14 protein-coding genes are annotated in these 18,566 nt (G+C 31.7%); 9 read left to right on the forward strand and 5 right to left on the reverse strand.

What is annotated here, in order from left to right:
- The first annotated feature begins 124 nt into the window (after positions 1-124).
- Complete coding sequence (locus LPB87_RS16585) at positions 125-1,456, forward strand: MFS transporter (RefSeq protein WP_230728612.1); 1,332 nt, start codon at positions 125-127, stop codon at positions 1,454-1,456.
- A 255-nt stretch (positions 1,457-1,711) separates the two neighbouring features.
- Here the strand turns inward: LPB87_RS16585 and LPB87_RS16590 are convergent, their stop codons facing one another.
- The 4 genes from LPB87_RS16590 to LPB87_RS16605 all read right to left on the reverse strand — a co-directional run bounded on the left by LPB87_RS16590 (position 1,712) and on the right by LPB87_RS16605 (position 4,692).
- Positions 1,712-2,443 carry a head GIN domain-containing protein gene (locus tag LPB87_RS16590; protein ID WP_230728613.1) on the reverse strand — a complete coding sequence of 244 codons (732 nt, stop codon included), beginning with the start codon at positions 2,441-2,443 and terminating at the stop codon, positions 1,712-1,714.
- 19 nt (positions 2,444-2,462) lie between these two features.
- Positions 2,463-3,524 carry a hypothetical protein gene (locus LPB87_RS16595; protein WP_230728614.1) on the reverse strand — a complete coding sequence of 354 codons (1,062 nt, stop codon included), beginning with the start codon at positions 3,522-3,524 and terminating at the stop codon, positions 2,463-2,465.
- Positions 3,508-4,044, reverse strand: coding sequence for an anti-sigma factor (locus LPB87_RS16600; protein ID WP_230728615.1), 537 nt, complete (start codon positions 4,042-4,044; stop codon positions 3,508-3,510). Before LPB87_RS16600 ends, LPB87_RS16595 begins: the two co-directional genes overlap by 17 nt.
- A gap of 66 nt (positions 4,045-4,110) precedes the next feature.
- A complete protein-coding gene (locus LPB87_RS16605; protein WP_230728616.1) occupies positions 4,111-4,692 on the reverse strand; it encodes an RNA polymerase sigma factor in 582 nt (193 codons plus the stop codon).
- A 270-nt stretch (positions 4,693-4,962) separates the two neighbouring features.
- Between LPB87_RS16605 and LPB87_RS16610 the strand changes: the two genes are divergently transcribed.
- The 6 genes from LPB87_RS16610 (at position 4,963) to LPB87_RS16635 (ending at position 12,385) form a co-directional block, all read left to right on the forward strand.
- Positions 4,963-5,670 (forward strand): hypothetical protein, encoded by a 708-nt coding sequence (locus tag LPB87_RS16610; RefSeq protein WP_230728617.1) that lies wholly within the window; start codon positions 4,963-4,965, stop codon positions 5,668-5,670.
- Positions 5,671-5,939: 269 nt separating this feature from the next.
- Positions 5,940-8,393, forward strand: a complete 2,454-nt coding sequence (gene lon / locus LPB87_RS16615) for an endopeptidase La (protein ID WP_230728618.1) — start codon at positions 5,940-5,942, stop codon at positions 8,391-8,393.
- Between the two features lie 190 nt (positions 8,394-8,583).
- Positions 8,584-9,606 carry a type IX secretion system protein PorQ gene (porQ, locus tag LPB87_RS16620; RefSeq protein WP_129537926.1) on the forward strand — a complete coding sequence of 341 codons (1,023 nt, stop codon included), beginning with the start codon at positions 8,584-8,586 and terminating at the stop codon, positions 9,604-9,606.
- A 4-nt stretch (positions 9,607-9,610) separates the two neighbouring features.
- Entirely contained in the window at positions 9,611-10,210 is a 600-nt protein-coding gene (locus tag LPB87_RS16625; protein WP_129537927.1) for a murein L,D-transpeptidase catalytic domain-containing protein, read from the forward strand.
- A gap of 37 nt (positions 10,211-10,247) precedes the next feature.
- The gene (gene cmk / locus LPB87_RS16630) at positions 10,248-10,940 is read left to right on the forward strand and encodes a (d)CMP kinase (RefSeq protein WP_129537928.1); all 693 of its coding nucleotides are present in this window, start codon (positions 10,248-10,250) and stop codon (positions 10,938-10,940) included.
- Positions 10,941-11,008: 68 nt separating this feature from the next.
- A complete protein-coding gene (locus LPB87_RS16635; protein ID WP_230728619.1) occupies positions 11,009-12,385 on the forward strand; it encodes a nucleoside permease in 1,377 nt (458 codons plus the stop codon).
- Positions 12,386-12,475: 90 nt separating this feature from the next.
- On the opposite strand, the gene LPB87_RS16640 is transcribed toward LPB87_RS16635, so the two are convergent.
- Positions 12,476-12,985, reverse strand: coding sequence for a hypothetical protein (locus LPB87_RS16640; protein ID WP_230728620.1), 510 nt, complete (start codon positions 12,983-12,985; stop codon positions 12,476-12,478).
- Positions 12,986-13,388: 403 nt separating this feature from the next.
- Here LPB87_RS16640 and rpsA point away from each other — a divergent pair, with 403 nt between their 5' ends.
- Together rpsA and LPB87_RS16650 are read left to right on the forward strand one after the other, a co-directional pair.
- Complete coding sequence (rpsA, locus tag LPB87_RS16645) at positions 13,389-15,167, forward strand: 30S ribosomal protein S1 (RefSeq protein WP_129537932.1); 1,779 nt, start codon at positions 13,389-13,391, stop codon at positions 15,165-15,167.
- A 503-nt stretch (positions 15,168-15,670) separates the two neighbouring features.
- On the forward strand, positions 15,671-18,268 hold the full coding sequence (locus LPB87_RS16650; protein ID WP_230728621.1) for a leucine-rich repeat domain-containing protein: 2,598 nt from the start codon (positions 15,671-15,673) through the stop codon (positions 18,266-18,268).
- The last annotated feature ends 298 nt before the right edge of the window (positions 18,269-18,566 follow it).

Here is an 18,566-nt window from a genome sequence, read left to right on the forward strand (position 1 = left end):
TTAGGAGGCTATTGTTCAGTTGATTAAGTTGATTGATGATTTCTTAATATATTGATTTCTTAAAAATTTATTCGATTATAATAAAATTTAGATAAATTCGTAGCCTATTAACGATACTATTTCTATGAAAAACTTACCAAAAGGGGATAAGAAACTGCTAAATGCATGGGCATTTTATGATTGGGCAAATTCAGTTTATACTCTTACTATTGCATCGGCAGTATTTCCAATATTTTACGAAGCTTTATTTTCTGAAGGGGAACATTATATTCATGTTTTTGGAATGGATCTTAAAAATTCGGCTTTGATAAGTTTTGTGACTGCAATGGCTTTTTTAGTTGTTTCTTTTATTTCGCCTTTATTATCAGGAATTGCAGATTATGTGGGAAATAAAAAATCTTTCATGAAGTTTTTCTGTTATTTAGGAGCCTTGTCTTGTATGGGATTATATTGGTTTAATCTGGAAAATATATATGTTGGATTGGCATTTTATTTTTTAGGACTATTGGGTTATTGGGGAAGTTTAGTTTTTTATAATTCCTATTTGCCAGATATTGCTTTTGTAGAACAGCAAGATAAAATTAGCGCTAAAGGATATTCTTTAGGATATATTGGAAGTGTAATTTTGTTGGTAATCAATTTGGCTATGATTATGAAGCCAAAGCTTTTTGGAATCACAGGTACAGATGGTGAAGCAGCAATGAAAGCAATGCGCTATTCATTTTTAATGGTAGGAGTTTGGTGGATATTATTCAGCCAATATACGTATTACTATTTACCAAAGGGAAGCAGAGAAACTAGTCAGAAATTATCTAAACAGATACTATTTAATGGATTTAAAGAACTAAAGAAGGTTTGGGCTTTATTGAGTGTGAATATTCCATTAAAACGCTATTTAGGAGGTTTTTTTGTTTCGAGTATGGCTGTGCAGACAGTAATGCTTGTAGCTACTTATTTTGGAGCGCAGGAAGTGCAATGGCCAACGAAAGAAGAGGGGACAATTGGCTTAATTATTTGTATTTTATTAATACAATTAGTAGCGGTTATTGGGGCAGTTATAACTTCAAGAGCATCGGCTAAATTTGGTAATATCCCGACTTTAATTGTTATTAATATTGTTTGGGCAATACTTTGTTGCGTTGGAGCCTACTTTGTTACTTTGCCAATACATTTTTACGCAATGGCAACGGTGGCAGGACTTGTTATGGGGGGAATTCAAGCTTTATCACGTTCTACTTATTCAAAATTATTGCCAGTAACAGAAGATACAACTTCATTTTTTAGTTTTTATGATGTTGCTGAAAAAATAGGTATTGTAATCGGAATGTGTGTGTATGGTATTATTGATCAAATGACAGGAAGTCCGCGTGCAGCAATTGTAATTTTAGGGCTATTTTTTATAGTAGCAATATTCTTATTGAGAAGAATACCTAAAACAGTAACTTTAGATAAATAAATCATTACTTAAAAATTACTTCGCCATAATTTTTTTATGCATGGCGAAGTAAAAAATAGTTATTCAAAATTCCTTTTTAGCATTTCTTGGCTAATTTGCTTAATGAATCTAGTTTGAATGTTTTTGGAGAAAACGATTACTAGCTCTTTATTTTATGGGTACGAAATTTTTAGCAGCGTTGTGGATAAAAAGTGATGTTTAATAAAAAAGCAATACTATATTTTAATAATTATTGCTTTCCTACTAGTTTTATGTTTAAGCTTTTGAAATACTTCCTGATCCACTTACTTTGGTGTCTTTTGTTTTAGGGTCACCTTTGTATTTTATGTCTCCAGAACCAGATACCCTTGCTTTTAGGTTTTCACTACAAAAGATTTTACTATCACCAGACCCAGATATAGTAAAGTCTACATTTTTAGCTTTTAATGAAGAGGCATCAATATCACCAGAGCCTGATAATTTGCTTTTGAAATTTCCTGTATTTCCTTTTACAACAGCATCTCCAGAACCACTTATAACAAGATTAAAAGTATCTAAATCAACGTCTAGATTTAAGTCGCCAGAACCAGATAGTGATGCAGAGAAAACATCAGATTTTATAGTATTCTTAGAAGTTACATCGCCTGAACCAGAAAGGGAAACATTAGATATTTTCTCGAAAGGAATGGTAATCTGAATTTTTTTACCAATGCTTGCATTAATGTTTTTATTTTTTTCAGTGTACACTTTTAGTACATTGCCATCAACTTCAATTTTAATATAAGGATGTAAATTTTCTTCGGCTTTTACTACAATTGCACCTTCTTTTCCAGAAACTAAATCGACATCAAAAGATCCCATAACTTTAATTTCATCATAATTAGTAGTTGATCGAGTGTTAGTTACAACTTTTCCATTTCCTTTTATGCGCTCATTAGACCATTGTGCATGGGCTATTGTTGTTAAAAAGAATGCGCTACAAACGAGTAATTGAATTGATTTTTTCATTTTTTGATTGATTTTATGGTTATTGTTTTTTAACTAATGTGATGTTTCCATAGTTTGAGCTAAGAACTACTTTGTTCTGATTTTTTTTCTTATAAAAGCCACTAACTTTTTTGGAGTTGCTTTTTTCTTCATTATTGGAAATTTGCATTGAAGAATCTGTTTTTATGCCAGAATATCTTGTTGAAATATCAAAATCAAATGCATAGTTACTATCATATCCTAATGACACGTCTGAGTAGCCAGAGGAAACATTTATATTGTTAGCTTTTTCGTTTATGATACCTACAGACAGACTTCCGTAATTAAGATCAACACTTAATGTATTTAAAATTTCACCAATATTAACCGTTAAATAGTTTCCTGAACCGGTAACTGTGCCCATTTTCTGGAATTTAAATGTTCCATACCTACTATTATATTTGATAACTTGACTGCCACCAATAGTAACATCAGTATAACTAGTCTCAAGGTTTATCTTTGGAGCGTCATTGATTTTTAATCCAGAATATTTAGCTTTGATATCTCCGTTCTTGATATAACTAATAGTAGAGTTTTGGCAATATTGTATTTCGACTGTATTAGTATTTCCGTTTAGTTTTCCAAGGTTTATTTTGCCATATTTACAAAAGATATTTGCAGTTGACGCTAAATCACCCATTGTAATATTACCATATTTGTTATTCAGTTTTACAGTTCCATTTTTTGGTATTTTTAGAGTATAATTAATCTCAAAATTGTTGCTACTTCCTGTGCTTTTGTATGTTGATTTTCCAATGTTGGTACTAGCGGTTACCATTGATTTTAATGCTGTAATGTCGATATTAATGTTGTTTAATTTTTCGTTTACCCATTTTTCATTGCTACCAGAAACTTTTATGATCACTTCAAGGTCAATCTGATCTTCATCCCATGTTGATACAGAGATATTTCCGTATTTATTGTCTATGTTTATACCAGCATCAGAATTAACGATATAGGTTTTCTTAATAGTTTTTTGTTTTGTCGAATAACTATCGTCGTTTGCAAATCCTAAAAAAGGAATTATCAGAAATAAAATAAGTATGTTATAGTGTTTTTTCATGGGTGCTGTTTTTAAATTTTTCATTTTCTTCAATACGTGTCAATACATTTTGCAAGAATGAAATACGGGTTTGTAAATTGCTAATCATAGCATAAATAATCTGTTTGTTTTCTCCGTTTTTTTGTAATTCGGTAATGATTTTTGCATAATCATTATCCATTGTTTTCATTTGTTTAAGAGCATCCCCGATGATTTGTTCATTTTCTGGAGATTTCTTATCATGAAGTTTTTCAAGTTCATCAGCAATTAAAACGCTAAAAATAGAATCTGTTCTTTTGGTTTCTTGCGATGCAAATTTTAATTCTTTTGGCTTATCATTTAAATTAAAAAAAACAGAAACTCCTAACATAAGTACTATTGAAGCAGCAATAGCATATGTAATCGTGTAATTCTTTTTAGGTTTTGTTTTATTCAACTTACTTAAAAAATCTGCCTCATGCTGGGGTTTCATTTCTTGAATATCCCACTGGTTTTCAAATTTTTCAAATAATTGGCCTAATTCGTCATTTTCCTTTTTCATGTATCTGAATTTTATTTTCTAGAGGAGATTTCTAGTGTCTCTTTCTTTGTATTTGTTAATGTTTGTTTACACAAGGTTTTTCTTAGAGGTAATTTCATTATCTTCTAACTTTTTCCGTAAACTATTTTTAGCCCTGTTCAATGTGGTCCGGCAATTGGCATAGCTAATAGTAAGTATTTCACTTATTTCTTCTTGATCGTACCCTTCAATATAAAATAAGGTTAAAACCATCCGATAGTTATCTTTTAAATCCAGAATAGCATCCATGACTTGTTTCACTTTAAGGGAATCTAAATCTATATTTTCAAGAAAGAAACTATCATTTTCTTCAATTTTGTATAGTGTTTTGCTAAGATCTTCTACTTGAAATTTATTATTCTTTTTGTAAAAATCTATACTATAATTTACTACGATTTTCTTGAGCCAAGCACCAAAAGCGACCTCCTGCTTATAGTCATCAATTTTGGTAAATGCTTTAAGAAAACCTTCTTGCATAACATCTTGAGCATAGTGTTCGTCTTTTACAATACGATAGGCAACATTATACATAGCCTTACAGTACCTGTTGTATACTTCAAATTGTGCTTTTTGATTCTTTTGTTTGCACAATGTTATTAATTCTTCGATATTTTGGTTAGTTATATTCAAGTAGCGTCTAATGGTTTTTAGTAATGACTTTGTTTATTTTGGTTTGTTACACTTTTTGATTTTTTTATTTAAAAAATATAATCATTAATTATTTCTATTTCAAAAAAAAAAACATTTAAGTGCTTCATAGTTATATTAGTAACGATTATTGGATATTGGTTACAAAGATTTAAGTTAAAAATGACATTAAGAAAAAGTTGATTAAAAAATAGTTTAAAAATAGAATTTTTCATGTTATTTTTGAAGCTGGATATAAATGAATTACTATTTATGAAAGATTTAAAAAATGTTTTTACTCTGCCGTTCTTTATTTCAGTTTTTCTTGTTACTTCTTGTCAAAGCGATTCTGTAGAGGATGTTGATAGTAAGAGTCTTGCAGGAGATTATTGGCCAACCGCTATAGGAAATCAATGGATATCGAGTTTTAATGGAAATGAATCTGCCATGAAAATTATTTCTTCTGAAAGTGTAAACGGTCAGACTTATTATAAATTTAATGAATTTGTAGGGGTAGGCGAAGGAATTATGAGTACAGCTTCTTATTCTTTACGAAAAGAGAATGGAGAGTATTATATTAAAATGGATAAACTTCATTTTGAGCAAGGAGACATTAAAGGTGAAATAACCCCATATGAGTTTCTTTTCTTAAAAGACTATTTAGATATAAATAAATCATGGACTGGGCGTTTTACTTATAAAACAACATATAATTCATCACAAAATCCAACTGTAGATACTTCAGTGGATTATACAGGTACGATTCTTGAAAAAGGAATTTCCTTAGCAGTTAAAGGAGTAAAATATAAGGATGTGATTAAATTTAGAGTTGTACAGCAAACTATTGAGGTAGTGGTAGAAATAGGAGAAGCCTCAGCTTATACATCGTATGTAGATTATTGGGTTTCAAAAAATATAGGTATTATAAAAATGGCAACCAAAGACAGTACTACAGAGTTGCTTACTTATAGTTTGAAATAATTATTATATCTGAAAATAAAAACAAAAAAGTATCTTCAATTTTTTCAGAACTATAAATTAATTTAAAATTGCATAATCTGACAATGATTAAGATTAGTTTATAAATCAAAATTCTTGTTTATATCTGTTTTGGCACAATGATTGTCTATTTTTATTGTTGTGCAAATAAATAGGGTGCTTGTAGAGGTTTTACTTAAAACCTAACGGGCTTATCCCATAATTTGTAATATGAATTTATTTTTTAATGACAAAACGACTTATATTATACTATGTCAAATCATAAAATACTTACTATTGACAATTTGTCACTTCAGGAATTTGATTCTGAAGCCGATTTAATACCATTATTAACTCCCGAAGATGAGGAAGAAATGAATAACGAAGAGTTGCCCTTTTCGTTACCAATTTTGCCTTTACGCAACACTGTTTTATTTCCAGGAGTTGTTATTCCGATTTCTGCCGGTAGAGATAAATCTATAAAGCTTATAAACGATGCAAATGCTGGAGATAAAATCATTGGTGTCGTTTCTCAGATAAATGAAGAAGATGAAGATCCATCTAAAGATGATATCAATAAGGTAGGAACGGTTGCGAGAATTCTTCGAGTACTAAAAATGCCTGACGGAAATATCACAGTTATTTTGCAGGGTAAAAAGCGTTTCGAAATTGCTGAAGTAATTTCAGAAGAGCCTTATATCACTGCAAATGTAAAAGATGTTGAGGAAACACGTCCAGAGAAAAACGATACGGAGTTTAATGCTATTGTAGATTCGATAAAAGAATTAGCAATTCAAATCATTAAAGAAAGTCCTAGTATTCCTTCGGAAGCAACATTTGCAATTAAAAATATTGAAAGCCAATCGTTTTTAATCAATTTTGTTTCATCGAATATGAATTTGTCGGTAAAAGAGAAACAAGATTTATTATCGATAAATGGCTTAAAAGATCGTGCGCTTGAAACATTGCGTTACATGAATGTTGAGTTGCAAAAATTAGAATTGAAAAACGACATTCAGTCGAAAGTTCGATTTGATTTAGATCAGCAACAACGTGAATATTTCTTGCATCAGCAAATGAAAACCATTCAAGAAGAATTGGGAGGCGTTTCGCAGGAGGAAGAAATGGACGAAATGAGCCAAAAAGCCAAAGAGAAAGTTTGGGATGAAAAAACGCAAAAACATTTCGAGAAAGAACTGTCAAAAATGCGCAGAATGAATCCACAATCACCAGATTTTGGTATTCAAAGAAACTACTTAGAGTTGTTTTTAGAATTGCCTTGGGGAACCTTCTCTAAAGATAATTTTGATTTAAAACAAGCTCAAAAAGTTCTTGATAGAGATCATTTTGGTTTAGAAGAAGTGAAGAAAAGAATGATAGAGCATTTGGCAGTTTTAAAATTGCGAAATGATATGAAATCACCAATTCTATGTTTGACAGGACCTCCGGGAGTTGGTAAAACTTCGATAGGAAGATCTGTTGCCGAAGCTCTGGGTAGAGAATATGTGCGTATTTCACTTGGTGGTTTACGTGACGAAGCAGAGATTCGTGGACACAGAAAAACGTATATTGGAGCAATGCCAGGTAGAATAATTCAAAGCTTGAAAAAAGCAGGAACTTCTAATCCAGTATTTGTCTTAGATGAAATCGATAAACTATCAAATAGTAATAGTGGTGATCCATCATCAGCTTTATTAGAGGTTTTAGATCCGGAACAAAACAGTGCTTTTTATGATAACTTCCTAGAAATGGGATATGACTTATCGAAAGTAATGTTTATTGCTACTTCTAATAATATGTCGGCTATTCAACCAGCATTAAAAGACAGAATGGAAGTAATTAAAATGTCTGGATATACAATAGAAGAAAAAGTTGAAATAGCACGTAAGCACTTGTTTCCAAAACAACTTTTAGCTCACGGTTTAACTGCCAAAGACTTAACTATTGGTAAAAAACAATTAGAAAAAATTGTTGAAGGATACACTAGAGAGTCAGGTGTGCGTAATCTTGAAAATAAAATTGCACAAGTAATTCGTAATGCTGCCAAATCAGTAGCAATGGAGGAAGAGTACAATAAAAAAGTAACCGACGAAGATATTGTTAAGATATTAGGTGTGCCAAGATTAGAACGTGATAAATACGAAACTAATGATGTAGCAGGTGTAGTTACAGGACTTGCCTGGACAAGTGTTGGTGGAGATATTCTTTTTATAGAATCATTAATATCAGAAGGAAAAGGAGCTTTGACTATTACAGGGAATTTAGGAACTGTAATGAAAGAATCTGCTACAATTGCATTGGAATATATCAAAGCAAATGCTAAGAAATTAGGTTTGAATCCAGAATTGTTCCAGAAATATAATATCCATATTCACGTACCAGAAGGGGCAACCCCTAAAGATGGTCCGAGTGCAGGTATTGCTATGTTAACTTCGTTAGTGTCTTTATTGACGCAAACCAAAGTAAAGAAAAACATTGCAATGACTGGTGAAATTACTTTGCGTGGAAAAGTATTACCAGTGGGTGGAATTAAAGAAAAAATACTAGCAGCTAAAAGAGCTAATATTAAGGAGATTATTTTATGTCATGAAAACAAAAGTGATATTGATGAGATCAAGCCAGAATACTTAGAAGGGTTAAATTTTCATTACGTAAAAGAGATGGGAGAAGTTCTAACGCTGGCTTTAACAGATCAGAAAGTTAAAAATGCTAAAGAATTGAAATAATGAATCTTGTTTTGATTTACAATATTGATCAATATTAATTATAGAATTCCAAATTCTTAAACTGATTGTATTTAGTTTTAGGATTTGGAATTTTTTATTTTAATTTTGAAAACGACAATTTGTTATTTGTCATATTATAATTTTATCTTCGTAGTTGCGTTTTAGTAAAAGAAAAAAGCGATATATAAGTATGCTGAAAAAACTGGGATTTTTTTATTTATTTACTTTTTGTACCGTTTCTTACGGACAAATAGGAGGTAAATATACTTATCAGTTTTTAAATTTAATGCCTTCGCCAAGGCAAGCAGCTTTAGGAGGTAAGACAATCACCATTTATGATGATGATGTGAATCAGGTTTTGTTTAATCCGGCAACTTTAAATCAGGATATGAGTAATCGTCTTGCTTTAAATTATGGGAGTTATTATGGAGAGGTAACCTACGGAAGTGGTTCTTATGCTTATACATACGATCAGCATTTGCAAACTTTTCAGGCAGGGGTTACTTATGTGAATTATGGAAGTTTTGATGGATATGACGAAAATGGACAGGCAACTTCGGATTTTACAGGAAGCGAAGCAGCACTTTCTTTTGGTTATGCCTACAATATTCCATACACAGATATACATATTGGAGCAAATGCTAAATTAATTTCTTCGACTTTAGAGAGTTATCACTCTTTTGGGGGAGCACTAGATTTAGGAATGCTTTATATCGATGAGAAAAATGATATAAATTGGGCATTGGTAATTCGGAATATAGGAACTCAATTTAGTACCTATTCAGGAATTCATGAAAAATTGCCATTAGAGATATTGGCAGGAGTTTCGCAGGAACTAGAAAATGTGCCTATTAGATGGCATCTTACATTAGAGAATTTACAACAATGGAATCTTGCTTTCTCAAATCCTGAGCGAGGCACGACAAATATGGACGGTACTACTACCGATGAAAAAGTGTCTTTTTTTAATAATGCATTACGGCACGTAATTGTGGGAGTAGAGCTTTTTCCTAAAAGAGCATTTAATTTTCGTGTAGGTTATAATTTTAGAAGAGGTGAAGAATTGCGAATTTTAGAGCAACGTAATTTTTCGGGAATGTCACTAGGTTTTGGATTAAAATTAAATAAACTAAAGTTTAATTATTCTTACTCCAGATATAGTTTGGGAGCAAATACAAATCTTTTTGGACTGACGATTAATTTCCAAGATTAAGTTTATGAAAATATTTTATTTAATTGTATTTTTTTGTTTGGGTTTGTTTACCCATTCACAAAATACTTTTCAACAAGAAAGTGCTAATGATGATGAGGTTGTTAGGCTTAATGAGCAGGTTAAAGAATTAAGAGCAATGATTAGTAGTAATCCTAAATACAATACTAAAATTGCTTTTCTGTTAGATATGAAAATAAAGTCAGGTAAAAACCGCTTTTTTGTTTATGATTTGGTGAATAATAGAATTTTAGACGAGGGACTCGTGGCTCACGGATCAGGTTCGGAAACTGGAATTAAGGGAGATTTGAAATTTAGTAATGTACCTAATTCAAGAGCGACTTCGCTAGGGAGGTACTCAGTAGAAAAAGCATATAAAGGAATTTTCGGGAAAGCATATAAACTATTAGGTTTAGATCAAACAAATAATAATGCGTTAAAAAGAGCAATAGTTTTACATCACTATTCGGCTGTTCCGTGTGAAGAACAGGACTATTATATCTCAAATAGCCAGGGTTGTCCAATGGTTAATGAAGAGTTTTTTAATAGAATCGAAAGAATAATCGATACTTCTAAATCAAATATCATTATGGATATTTACTACTAGAAAAACATAAAATAATAAAAAATAATAAAACACTATTTTGAAAAAAATAACAATAGCAATCGATGGATTTTCATCGACTGGCAAGAGTACTTTGGCAAAAGAATTAGCAAAAGAATTACAATATGTATATGTAGATACAGGAGCTATGTATAGAGCGGTTGCGCTTTATGCAATGCAAAATGAGTATATAAACGCAACTTCTTTTGATAAAGAAAAGCTTATTGCTAGTTTACCTTCAATTCAATTGGTTTTTAAATACAATGCCGAATTAGGTTTTGGAGAAATGTTTTTGAATGGCGAAAATGTAGAGAAAGAAATCAGGACTATTGAGGTTTCTAGTTTTGTAAGTAAAGTTGCCGAAGTTTCTCAGGTACGTTCTAAATTGGTAGAGCAACAACAAGAAATGGGAAAAAATAAAGGAATTGTTATGGATGGCAGAGATATAGGAACAGTAGTTTTTCCTGATGCCGAACTTAAAATATTTATGACTGCCAGCGCAGAAACCCGCGCACAAAGGCGTTTTGATGAACTACAAGAAAAAGGAGATAATGTATCATACGAGGAGGTTTTGAAAAATGTGGTAGAAAGAGACTACATAGACTCACACCGCGAAGACTCTCCACTTATAATTGCCGATGATGCTATAGAAATTGATAATTCTTACTTAAATAAGGAAGAACAATTTACAGCAGTTATGGAATTAGTGAATGATGTTGTAAAAACAGTTTAATCCTTTGCAGATTTCATTTTAAATAGTAGTTTTACCGCCTAATTTTATTTTAAAGACAATTCATCGTTATGGGAATTAAAAACAGATTGATTATAATGAGCTTTCTTCAGTTTTTTGTTTGGGGAGCGTGGCTTATTACAATCGGGAATTATTGGTTTGGAACAAAAAATTGGGAGGGAACTCAATTTGGTTTAGTTTTCGGAACCATGGGAATTGCTTCTTTATTTATGCCAACTCTTACAGGGATTATCGCTGACAGGTGGATTAATGCCGAAAAATTATACGGTGCTTTACATATAGTATATGCATTAGTATTATTCGGAATAGCACAAGTAACAACTCCAGATAACTTTATATATGTGATGTTTATAGCAATGTGTTGCTATATGCCCACAATTGCGTTGAGTAATTCAATTTCATACACTTCGCTAAAATTAAATAATAAAAATATAGTAAAGGATTTTCCACCCATTCGTGTATGGGGAACAATAGGTTTTATTGTGGCGATGTGGATTACTAATCTAAGCGGAAGTAAATCAAATGAATACCAGTTTTATATTGGAGGAATTGGAGCGCTGATTTTAGGGATTTATGCTTTTACATTGCCAAAATGTAAACCACAGTGTTTAACTAAAGAAGATGCTTCGTTGGTTGAAACATTAGGATTAGAGGCTTTCAAGTTATTTGGGAATTATAAAATGGCGTTGTTCTTTGTGTTTTCTATGTTTTTAGGAGGTGCTTTGCAACTTACGAATGCTTATGGAGATGTTTTTCTAGATGAATTCAAGCATTTTCCAAAATATGCTGATTCATTTGTAATTCAGTATTCAACAATTATAATGTCGATTTCTCAGGTTTCAGAAACCTTATTTATCTTGGCAATTCCATTTTTCTTAAAACGTTTTGGTATTAAACAGGTTATGCTTATTAGTATGCTTGCTTGGGTATTGCGTTTTGGATTATTTGCCTTTGGAGATCCTGTAAATGGTTTATGGATGATTATTATGTCGTGTATTGTTTACGGAATGGCATTTGATTTCTTTAATATCTCAGGTTCATTATTTGTAGAAAGTAATACCGATTCTAAAATACGTTCTTCGGCGCAAGGATTATTTATGATGATGACTAATGGTGTTGGTGCTGTTTTAGGAAGTTTAACTTCAGGATGGGCAATTGATAGATTCTTTACAAAGTCATTTAGTAATACAACTGAACTGGCTGGATTTTTAGAAACAGAACCGACAAATTCTAAGATGTTAGAGTTTGTAAATAGTCATGGAAATACAGTTTCTGCTGATGGAGTTTTTGGGAGCGAGATATTAATGAAAGATTGGCATAACATCTGGTTGTCATTTGCGGCTTATGCATTGGTTATTGCAATTGCTTTTGCTATTTTATTTAAACACAAACATGATCCAAAAGAGATTGAGAATTTGAGTCATTAAGAACTCGTTAATTATATTTTAAAGCCCATTTTCTACTTGTAGAAAATGGGCTTTTATTTTTGTTTAGTTTAAAATAGAGGTTATTATGGTTTATCCCAACGAAGCAATTAGTTTTTCTACTTGATCTTTCTGTTCGGCATATTTTTGTTGCAGTTCAGAACCTTCTCCCATTCGGTTGTAATATTCTAGACCTTTGTTGGCGAAGAACTTTTTATGAAAGTTGGAGATTTCGGGTAGATGTGGAAACAGAATATTAAAATTCATTTCGTAATAAGCTTGCCATTCTCGTTCGTTTTTATCCAGAACATAAGGTTTTGTAGCCTTTTGATTGACATGAACCATTTCATGAGCAATTAATATTAGCATTAATTCTAGCGGAAATTCGAAAGTGTTTTCTGGAATCCTGATAATTTGTGGTTTTCCAAAGTCGCCTTCGGTAGTCATTAGGATAAAACTAGGTTCGGCTTTTTCTCTAAACTCAAATCCTTTTAAGTTAGAATTCTTGAGGTTGTATTTCTTTAAAAGCCAGTAAATGGCATTGATGACCTGTCCATTTTTATGGAAAGTATCGATTTTTAGTTTTATTTCTTCGAGTGTCATGGCCATAGTATAAAAATAAGAAAAATAAACCTTTGTCAAACTTTTAAACTTTGACAAAGGTGGATTAGGTATGTTTAGTAAATCTGAATAAGCACTTAAAAAGGACTAAACTTCTAATCTAGCCCCGATAGAAGTGAAAATCCTTTTGTGCTGGGGTTCGGCACAAAAGATTGAAGCGGATAGCGGGACTTGAGGTTCTGAAAACGCTTAAAAGTTCTGCTTCTAAATAATTGGCTGATAATCATCTTGATTTATTTTGCTAGTACAAATAAATGTATTAATTTTGCAGACCTTTTGGTGGAGAAGAGTTTCCATTAGGTATCAACTATTTATGTAAAACAACTTCTGTTTTTTCTATCGCTTTAAGAAACTCGAGAGAAACAGAATACAAATTTTTATCAGCATGTCTGAACAATTAAAATCACAAGAAGAGTTTTTAGCAAATTTTAACTGGCATAACTTCGAAGAAGGTATCGATGCAGTAGATGAGAAAAACTTACAAGAATTCGAAGACTTAGTATCAAAAACTTTCATCGCTACAGATCAAGAAGAAGTAGTAGAAGGTGTAGTTGTTAGAATTACAGATAGAGACGTTATCGTTGATATCAACGCAAAATCGGAAGGTGTTATTTCTTTAAACGAATTCCGTTACAACCCGAACTTAAAAGTAGGTGACAAAGTAGAAGTATTAATCGACATCCGTGAGGACAAAACAGGTCAATTAGTATTATCTCACAGAAAAGCACGTACTATCAAATCATGGGATAGAGTTATTGCTGCAAACGAAACAGGAGAAATCGTTAATGGTTTTGTAAAATGCAGAACTAAAGGTGGTATGATCGTTGACGTTTTCGGAATTGAAGCATTCTTACCAGGATCTCAAATTGACGTTAAGCCAATTAGAGACTATGATGTATATGTAAACAAAATGATGGAATTCAAAGTGGTAAAAATTAACCACGAATTCAAAAACGTTGTTGTATCTCATAAAGCGCTTATCGAAGCTGATATCGAAGTACAGAAAAAAGAGATCATCGGTCAATTACAAAAAGGACAAGTATTAGAAGGTGTTGTTAAAAACATTACTTCTTATGGTGTGTTTATTGACTTAGGTGGTGTTGATGGATTAATTCACATTACTGACCTTTCTTGGAGTAGAATCAACCACCCAAGTGAAGTTCTTGAATTAGACCAAAAATTAAACGTTGTAATCCTTGATTTCGATGATGAGAAAACAAGAATTCAATTAGGATTGAAACAATTAAACGCTCACCCATGGGATGCTTTAGATGCTAATTTAACTATTGGTGATAAAGTAAAAGGTAAAGTAGTTGTAATCGCTGATTACGGTGCATTTATCGAAGTTGCTGAAGGTGTTGAAGGTTTAATCCACGTTTCTGAAATGTCATGGTCAACTCATTTACGTTCTGCTCAAGATTTCGTAAAAGTTGGAGATGTTGTTGAGGCTGTTATCTTAACTTTAGATAGAGATGACCGTAAAATGTCATTAGGTATCAAACAATTGACTCAAGATCCATGGACTGATATTACTTCTAAATACCCAGTAGGTTCTAAACATACAGGTATCGTTAGAAACTTTACAAACTTTGGTATTTTCGTAGAATTAGAAGAAGGAATTGATGGATTAATCTACATTTCTGACCTTTCTTGGACTAAGAAAATCAAACACCCATCTGAATTTGTAAATGTTGGTGAGAAACTTGATGTAGTTGTATTAGAATTAGATGTTGAAGGACGTAAATTATCTTTAGGTCACAAACAAACTACTGCTAATCCTTGGGATCAATACGAAGATTCTTTCGCTGTAGGAACTATCCACAATGGTGAAATTTCTGAAATCGTTGACAAAGGAGCTACTGTAGAATTCGGAGATGATATCGTTGCTTTCATTCCTACTCGTCACCTTGAAAAAGAAGACGGAAAGAAATTGAAAAAAGGAGAATCTGCTGATTTCAAAGTAATCGAATTTAACAAAGAATTCAAAAGAGTTGTTGCATCTCACACTGCTATCTTCCGTGAAGAAGAAGAGAAAAATGTGAAAACAGCTACTGAAAATACTTCATCTAACTCTTCTACAAATGCACCAGCTGCAACTTTAGGAGATAGTAATGATGTATTAGCAGCATTGAAAGCTAAAATGGAAAAAACAGAGAAAAAATAATTCTTAGTTTTTCTTAATATAGAAAGTCCCACAGCAATGTGGGACTTTTTTTATGCCTAATTTTTGTTTCAGGTTTCATGGTTTTCTTTGTTTATAGTTTTAGATTGTCTCGCTGGGCGAAGTGGAAGCGCTTTTCTATTGGGAATTAATACTGTCAATTAGATAATACCTAACAATTTGAATTTCATTTTTCAGGAGCTATTTCCTGCTATCCACTATATCTTTTTATTTTTAAAGATAAAATAAAAAGGATGTCGTTACTCCCGATAGGGCTAGGAGAGTCATTTTTAGAAGAGTATTATCTAGATGGAAAAGTATCTAAAGTAATAGCAGAGAATTCCTGTTTGATGCTTGAATCGGAATTTCTTTAATTTTGATAATGTAGGGGAGTGAGATTATTGGAGTCTTTTGTTTTATGGTAAATAAGAGTTTTATCGCTTAATATTAACAAAAAAAATTGTGTTATTGTATTAAAAAGTTATTTTTGTTTAAAAAATTACTATATGAAGAAAATCTACTTTTTAGTTCTGACTTTATGCTTTTTTAATGGTTTATATGCTCAGAATATTATTATTCCAGACTTTAATCTTAAGATGAAGTTGATATCATTGAATGTTGACACAAATTCAAATTCTGAAATTGAAATTAGTGAAGCCTTAAAGATTACTTTTTTAGATCTGAGTAACTCCAATATTACTTCTTTGGAGGGGCTAGATAGCTTTACTAATCTTGAATTTTTAGATTGTAGTAATAACCCGCTCTTGAGGGATATTGATTTTAATAAATTAAAGAAACTGGTGCATTTAAGGTATTCAAACATTCAAAGTAAAGAATATTTACAAATTGAAAATTTACCTGAATTAACTACGATATTGGCAGATGGATTGACAAACTTGAAATTCGTTCAATGTACAGGTAATCCTAAGCTCACAACATTGAGTCTAAATGGCGCTGCAAACCTGACTGAGATTGTGGCTACCAATAATAAATTAACGACGTTAAATTTGTTAGGAGTAGTACAACTTAAGAAGTTAAGATGCTCAAGTAATCAATTGGCAGCATTAGATATGAGTAGTTTAACAAACCTGGAGAGCTTAAGTTGTGAAGATAATCGGCTAAAATCTACCGAGTTTAACGTTGCTGATTTAGTGAAACTTAAGTATTTGTCATGTCAGAATAATCAATTGGTAAAATTAAATACAGATTTTTTAAGGGACTTAGTCTATTTAAATTGTTCTTCTAATGAAATAATAGATTTGCATGTAAGTAATATATCTAATTTGGAAGAATTATATTGTGATGGGAATAATATTTCTTCATTAAAACTGGGTGCTTCAAGGAAACTGCTGTGGTTGAATTGTAGCAATAATATGTTTACTGATTTAAATGTAAGGGACTTAACGCAACTTAAAGGAGTGAGCTGTAGTAATAATGAAATAACGTCACTAGACTTAAATGGATTAATAAATTTAGAAAATCTACAGTGTTTTAATAACCAGATAAAAACATTAGATTTAAGTGATTTAAAAAGTTTAGCACGACTTGATTGCTCTCAAAACCAACTTACTTCTCTATTGATAAGAAACGGTAGTAAAGAGGCAGGTTTTTTAAATTTCTCTGCAAATCCAAACCTACAATACGTTTGTGCAGATGAGAATCAGTTAGAGCAGGTTAAAGCTCTGGTAACAACATACGGATATACCAATTGTAATGTAAATGCTTACTGTTCTTTTAAACCTGTTGGTACCTATTTTACGGTTCAAGGAAATAGTAAAATTGATAGCGATAAAAATGGTTGTGATGCTCAGGATTTGGGTTTCCCAAATTTAAAATTTAACTTATCAGACGGTACAAATACAGGAAGTATAATAGCAAATGCTACTGGTAGCTATTCTATTTCTTTGCCAACTGGAACACATAGTATAACTCCAGTTTTAGAAAATCCTGAATATTTCTCTATTTGGCCTACTTTTATTAATGCTACTTTTCCAGCGCAATCAAGTCCAGTAACGCAAAACTTTTGCATTACTGCTAAGGGTACGCACTCTGATTTAGAGGTTACTTTATTACCGATAAATGTAGCGAGACCTGGTTTTGAGGCTCAATATAAAATAGTCTACAAAAACAAAGGGAATAATGTGCAATCAGGTTCAGTTAATCTGAATTTTAATGATTCAGTTTTAGACTTTGTTTCAGCAAATCCAGTTGTATCAAATCAGGCATCGAATAATTTGTTTTGGAATTTTACAAACCTAAGACCATTTGAATCTAAAGAAATTATATTTACTGTAAAAGTAAATGCGCCAACTGCAACTCCAGCAGTTAATAATGGCGATATTTTGTCGTTTGTGGCAACGATACAGTCTCTAAGTACTGATGATACGCCAAATGATAATACATTTACTCTAAATCAAATTGTAGTAGGTTCTTATGACCCGAATGATAAAACGTGTTTAGAAGGATCAGTTATTACTCCAAACTTAATTGGTGAGTATGTACATTATATGATTCGTTTTGAGAATACAGGTACTTATCAGGCACAGAATATTGTAGTTAAAGATATGATTGATTTAGCTAAATTTGATATTGCGACTTTGGCTCCGACAAGTTCAAGTCATCCTTTTGTAACTAACATTACTGAGGGAAATAAAGTAGAGTTTATCTTTGAAAACATCAATCTTCCTTTTGATGATGCCAATAATGATGGATATATAGCATTTAAAATTAAAACTAAGTCAACATTAAAAGTAGGAGATTCGTTTACTAACGATGCGAATATTTATTTTGATTATAATTTTCCAATTTTAACCAATAAAGCAACTTCTACATTTCAAACAACATTAGGAACTCCTGATTTTGAGTTCTCTAATTATTTTGCTTTATTTCCGGTTCCTGCAAATGAAGTTTTAAATATAACAAGCAGAAAAGATATTGAAGTACAATCGATTGCTATTTATGATGTTTTAGGGCAATTAGTAATTGCAGTTCCAAATGCAAAATCAGTTTCTAATATAGATGTTGCAAATCTTAAAACAGGTAATTACTTTATAAAAGTAAAATCAGATAAAGGGAGTTCAAGTACGAAGTTCATTAAAAAATAAGGCTTAGTTTACTCTAAAACAAAAGTCCCATAGCAATGTGGGACTTTTTTTATGCTTTATATTTTTATTTATGGTTTTCAGGCTTTTCTTTGTTTCAAGTTTTATATTGTCAGGCTGAGCGAAGACGAAGCGCTTTTCTATTGGGAATTAATGCTGTCAATTTGAGCTTACTGAGATAATACCTAACAATTTGAATTTCATTTTTCAGGAGCTATTTCCTGCTATCCACTATATCTTTTTATTCTTAAAGAAAAAATAAAAAGGATGTCGTTACTCCCGATAGTTATCGGGACAGGGC

The sequence above is a fragment of the Flavobacterium sp. EDS genome (assembly GCF_020991525.1).
In the GTDB taxonomy this organism is placed as follows: domain Bacteria; phylum Bacteroidota; class Bacteroidia; order Flavobacteriales; family Flavobacteriaceae; genus Flavobacterium.

Excerpts from the sequence above, each read along its gene's own strand:
- LPB87_RS16585 (WP_230728612.1), top strand. The coding sequence starts at position 125 with ATGAAAAACTTACCAAAAGGGGATAAGAAACTGCTAAATGCATGGGCA.
- LPB87_RS16590 (WP_230728613.1), bottom strand. The coding sequence starts at position 2,443 with ATGAAAAAATCAATTCAATTACTCGTTTGTAGCGCATTCTTTTTAACA.
- LPB87_RS16595 (WP_230728614.1), bottom strand. The coding sequence starts at position 3,524 with ATGAAAAAACACTATAACATACTTATTTTATTTCTGATAATTCCTTTT.
- LPB87_RS16600 (WP_230728615.1), bottom strand. The coding sequence starts at position 4,044 with ATGAAAAAGGAAAATGACGAATTAGGCCAATTATTTGAAAAATTTGAA.
- LPB87_RS16610 (WP_230728617.1), top strand. The coding sequence starts at position 4,963 with ATGAAAGATTTAAAAAATGTTTTTACTCTGCCGTTCTTTATTTCAGTT.
- lon (WP_230728618.1), top strand. The coding sequence starts at position 5,940 with ATGTCAAATCATAAAATACTTACTATTGACAATTTGTCACTTCAGGAA.
- porQ (WP_129537926.1), top strand. The coding sequence starts at position 8,584 with ATGCTGAAAAAACTGGGATTTTTTTATTTATTTACTTTTTGTACCGTT.
- LPB87_RS16625 (WP_129537927.1), top strand. The coding sequence starts at position 9,611 with ATGAAAATATTTTATTTAATTGTATTTTTTTGTTTGGGTTTGTTTACC.
- LPB87_RS16635 (WP_230728619.1), top strand. The coding sequence starts at position 11,009 with ATGGGAATTAAAAACAGATTGATTATAATGAGCTTTCTTCAGTTTTTT.
- LPB87_RS16640 (WP_230728620.1), bottom strand. The coding sequence starts at position 12,985 with ATGACACTCGAAGAAATAAAACTAAAAATCGATACTTTCCATAAAAAT.
- rpsA (WP_129537932.1), top strand. The coding sequence starts at position 13,389 with ATGTCTGAACAATTAAAATCACAAGAAGAGTTTTTAGCAAATTTTAAC.
- LPB87_RS16650 (WP_230728621.1), top strand. The coding sequence starts at position 15,671 with ATGAAGAAAATCTACTTTTTAGTTCTGACTTTATGCTTTTTTAATGGT.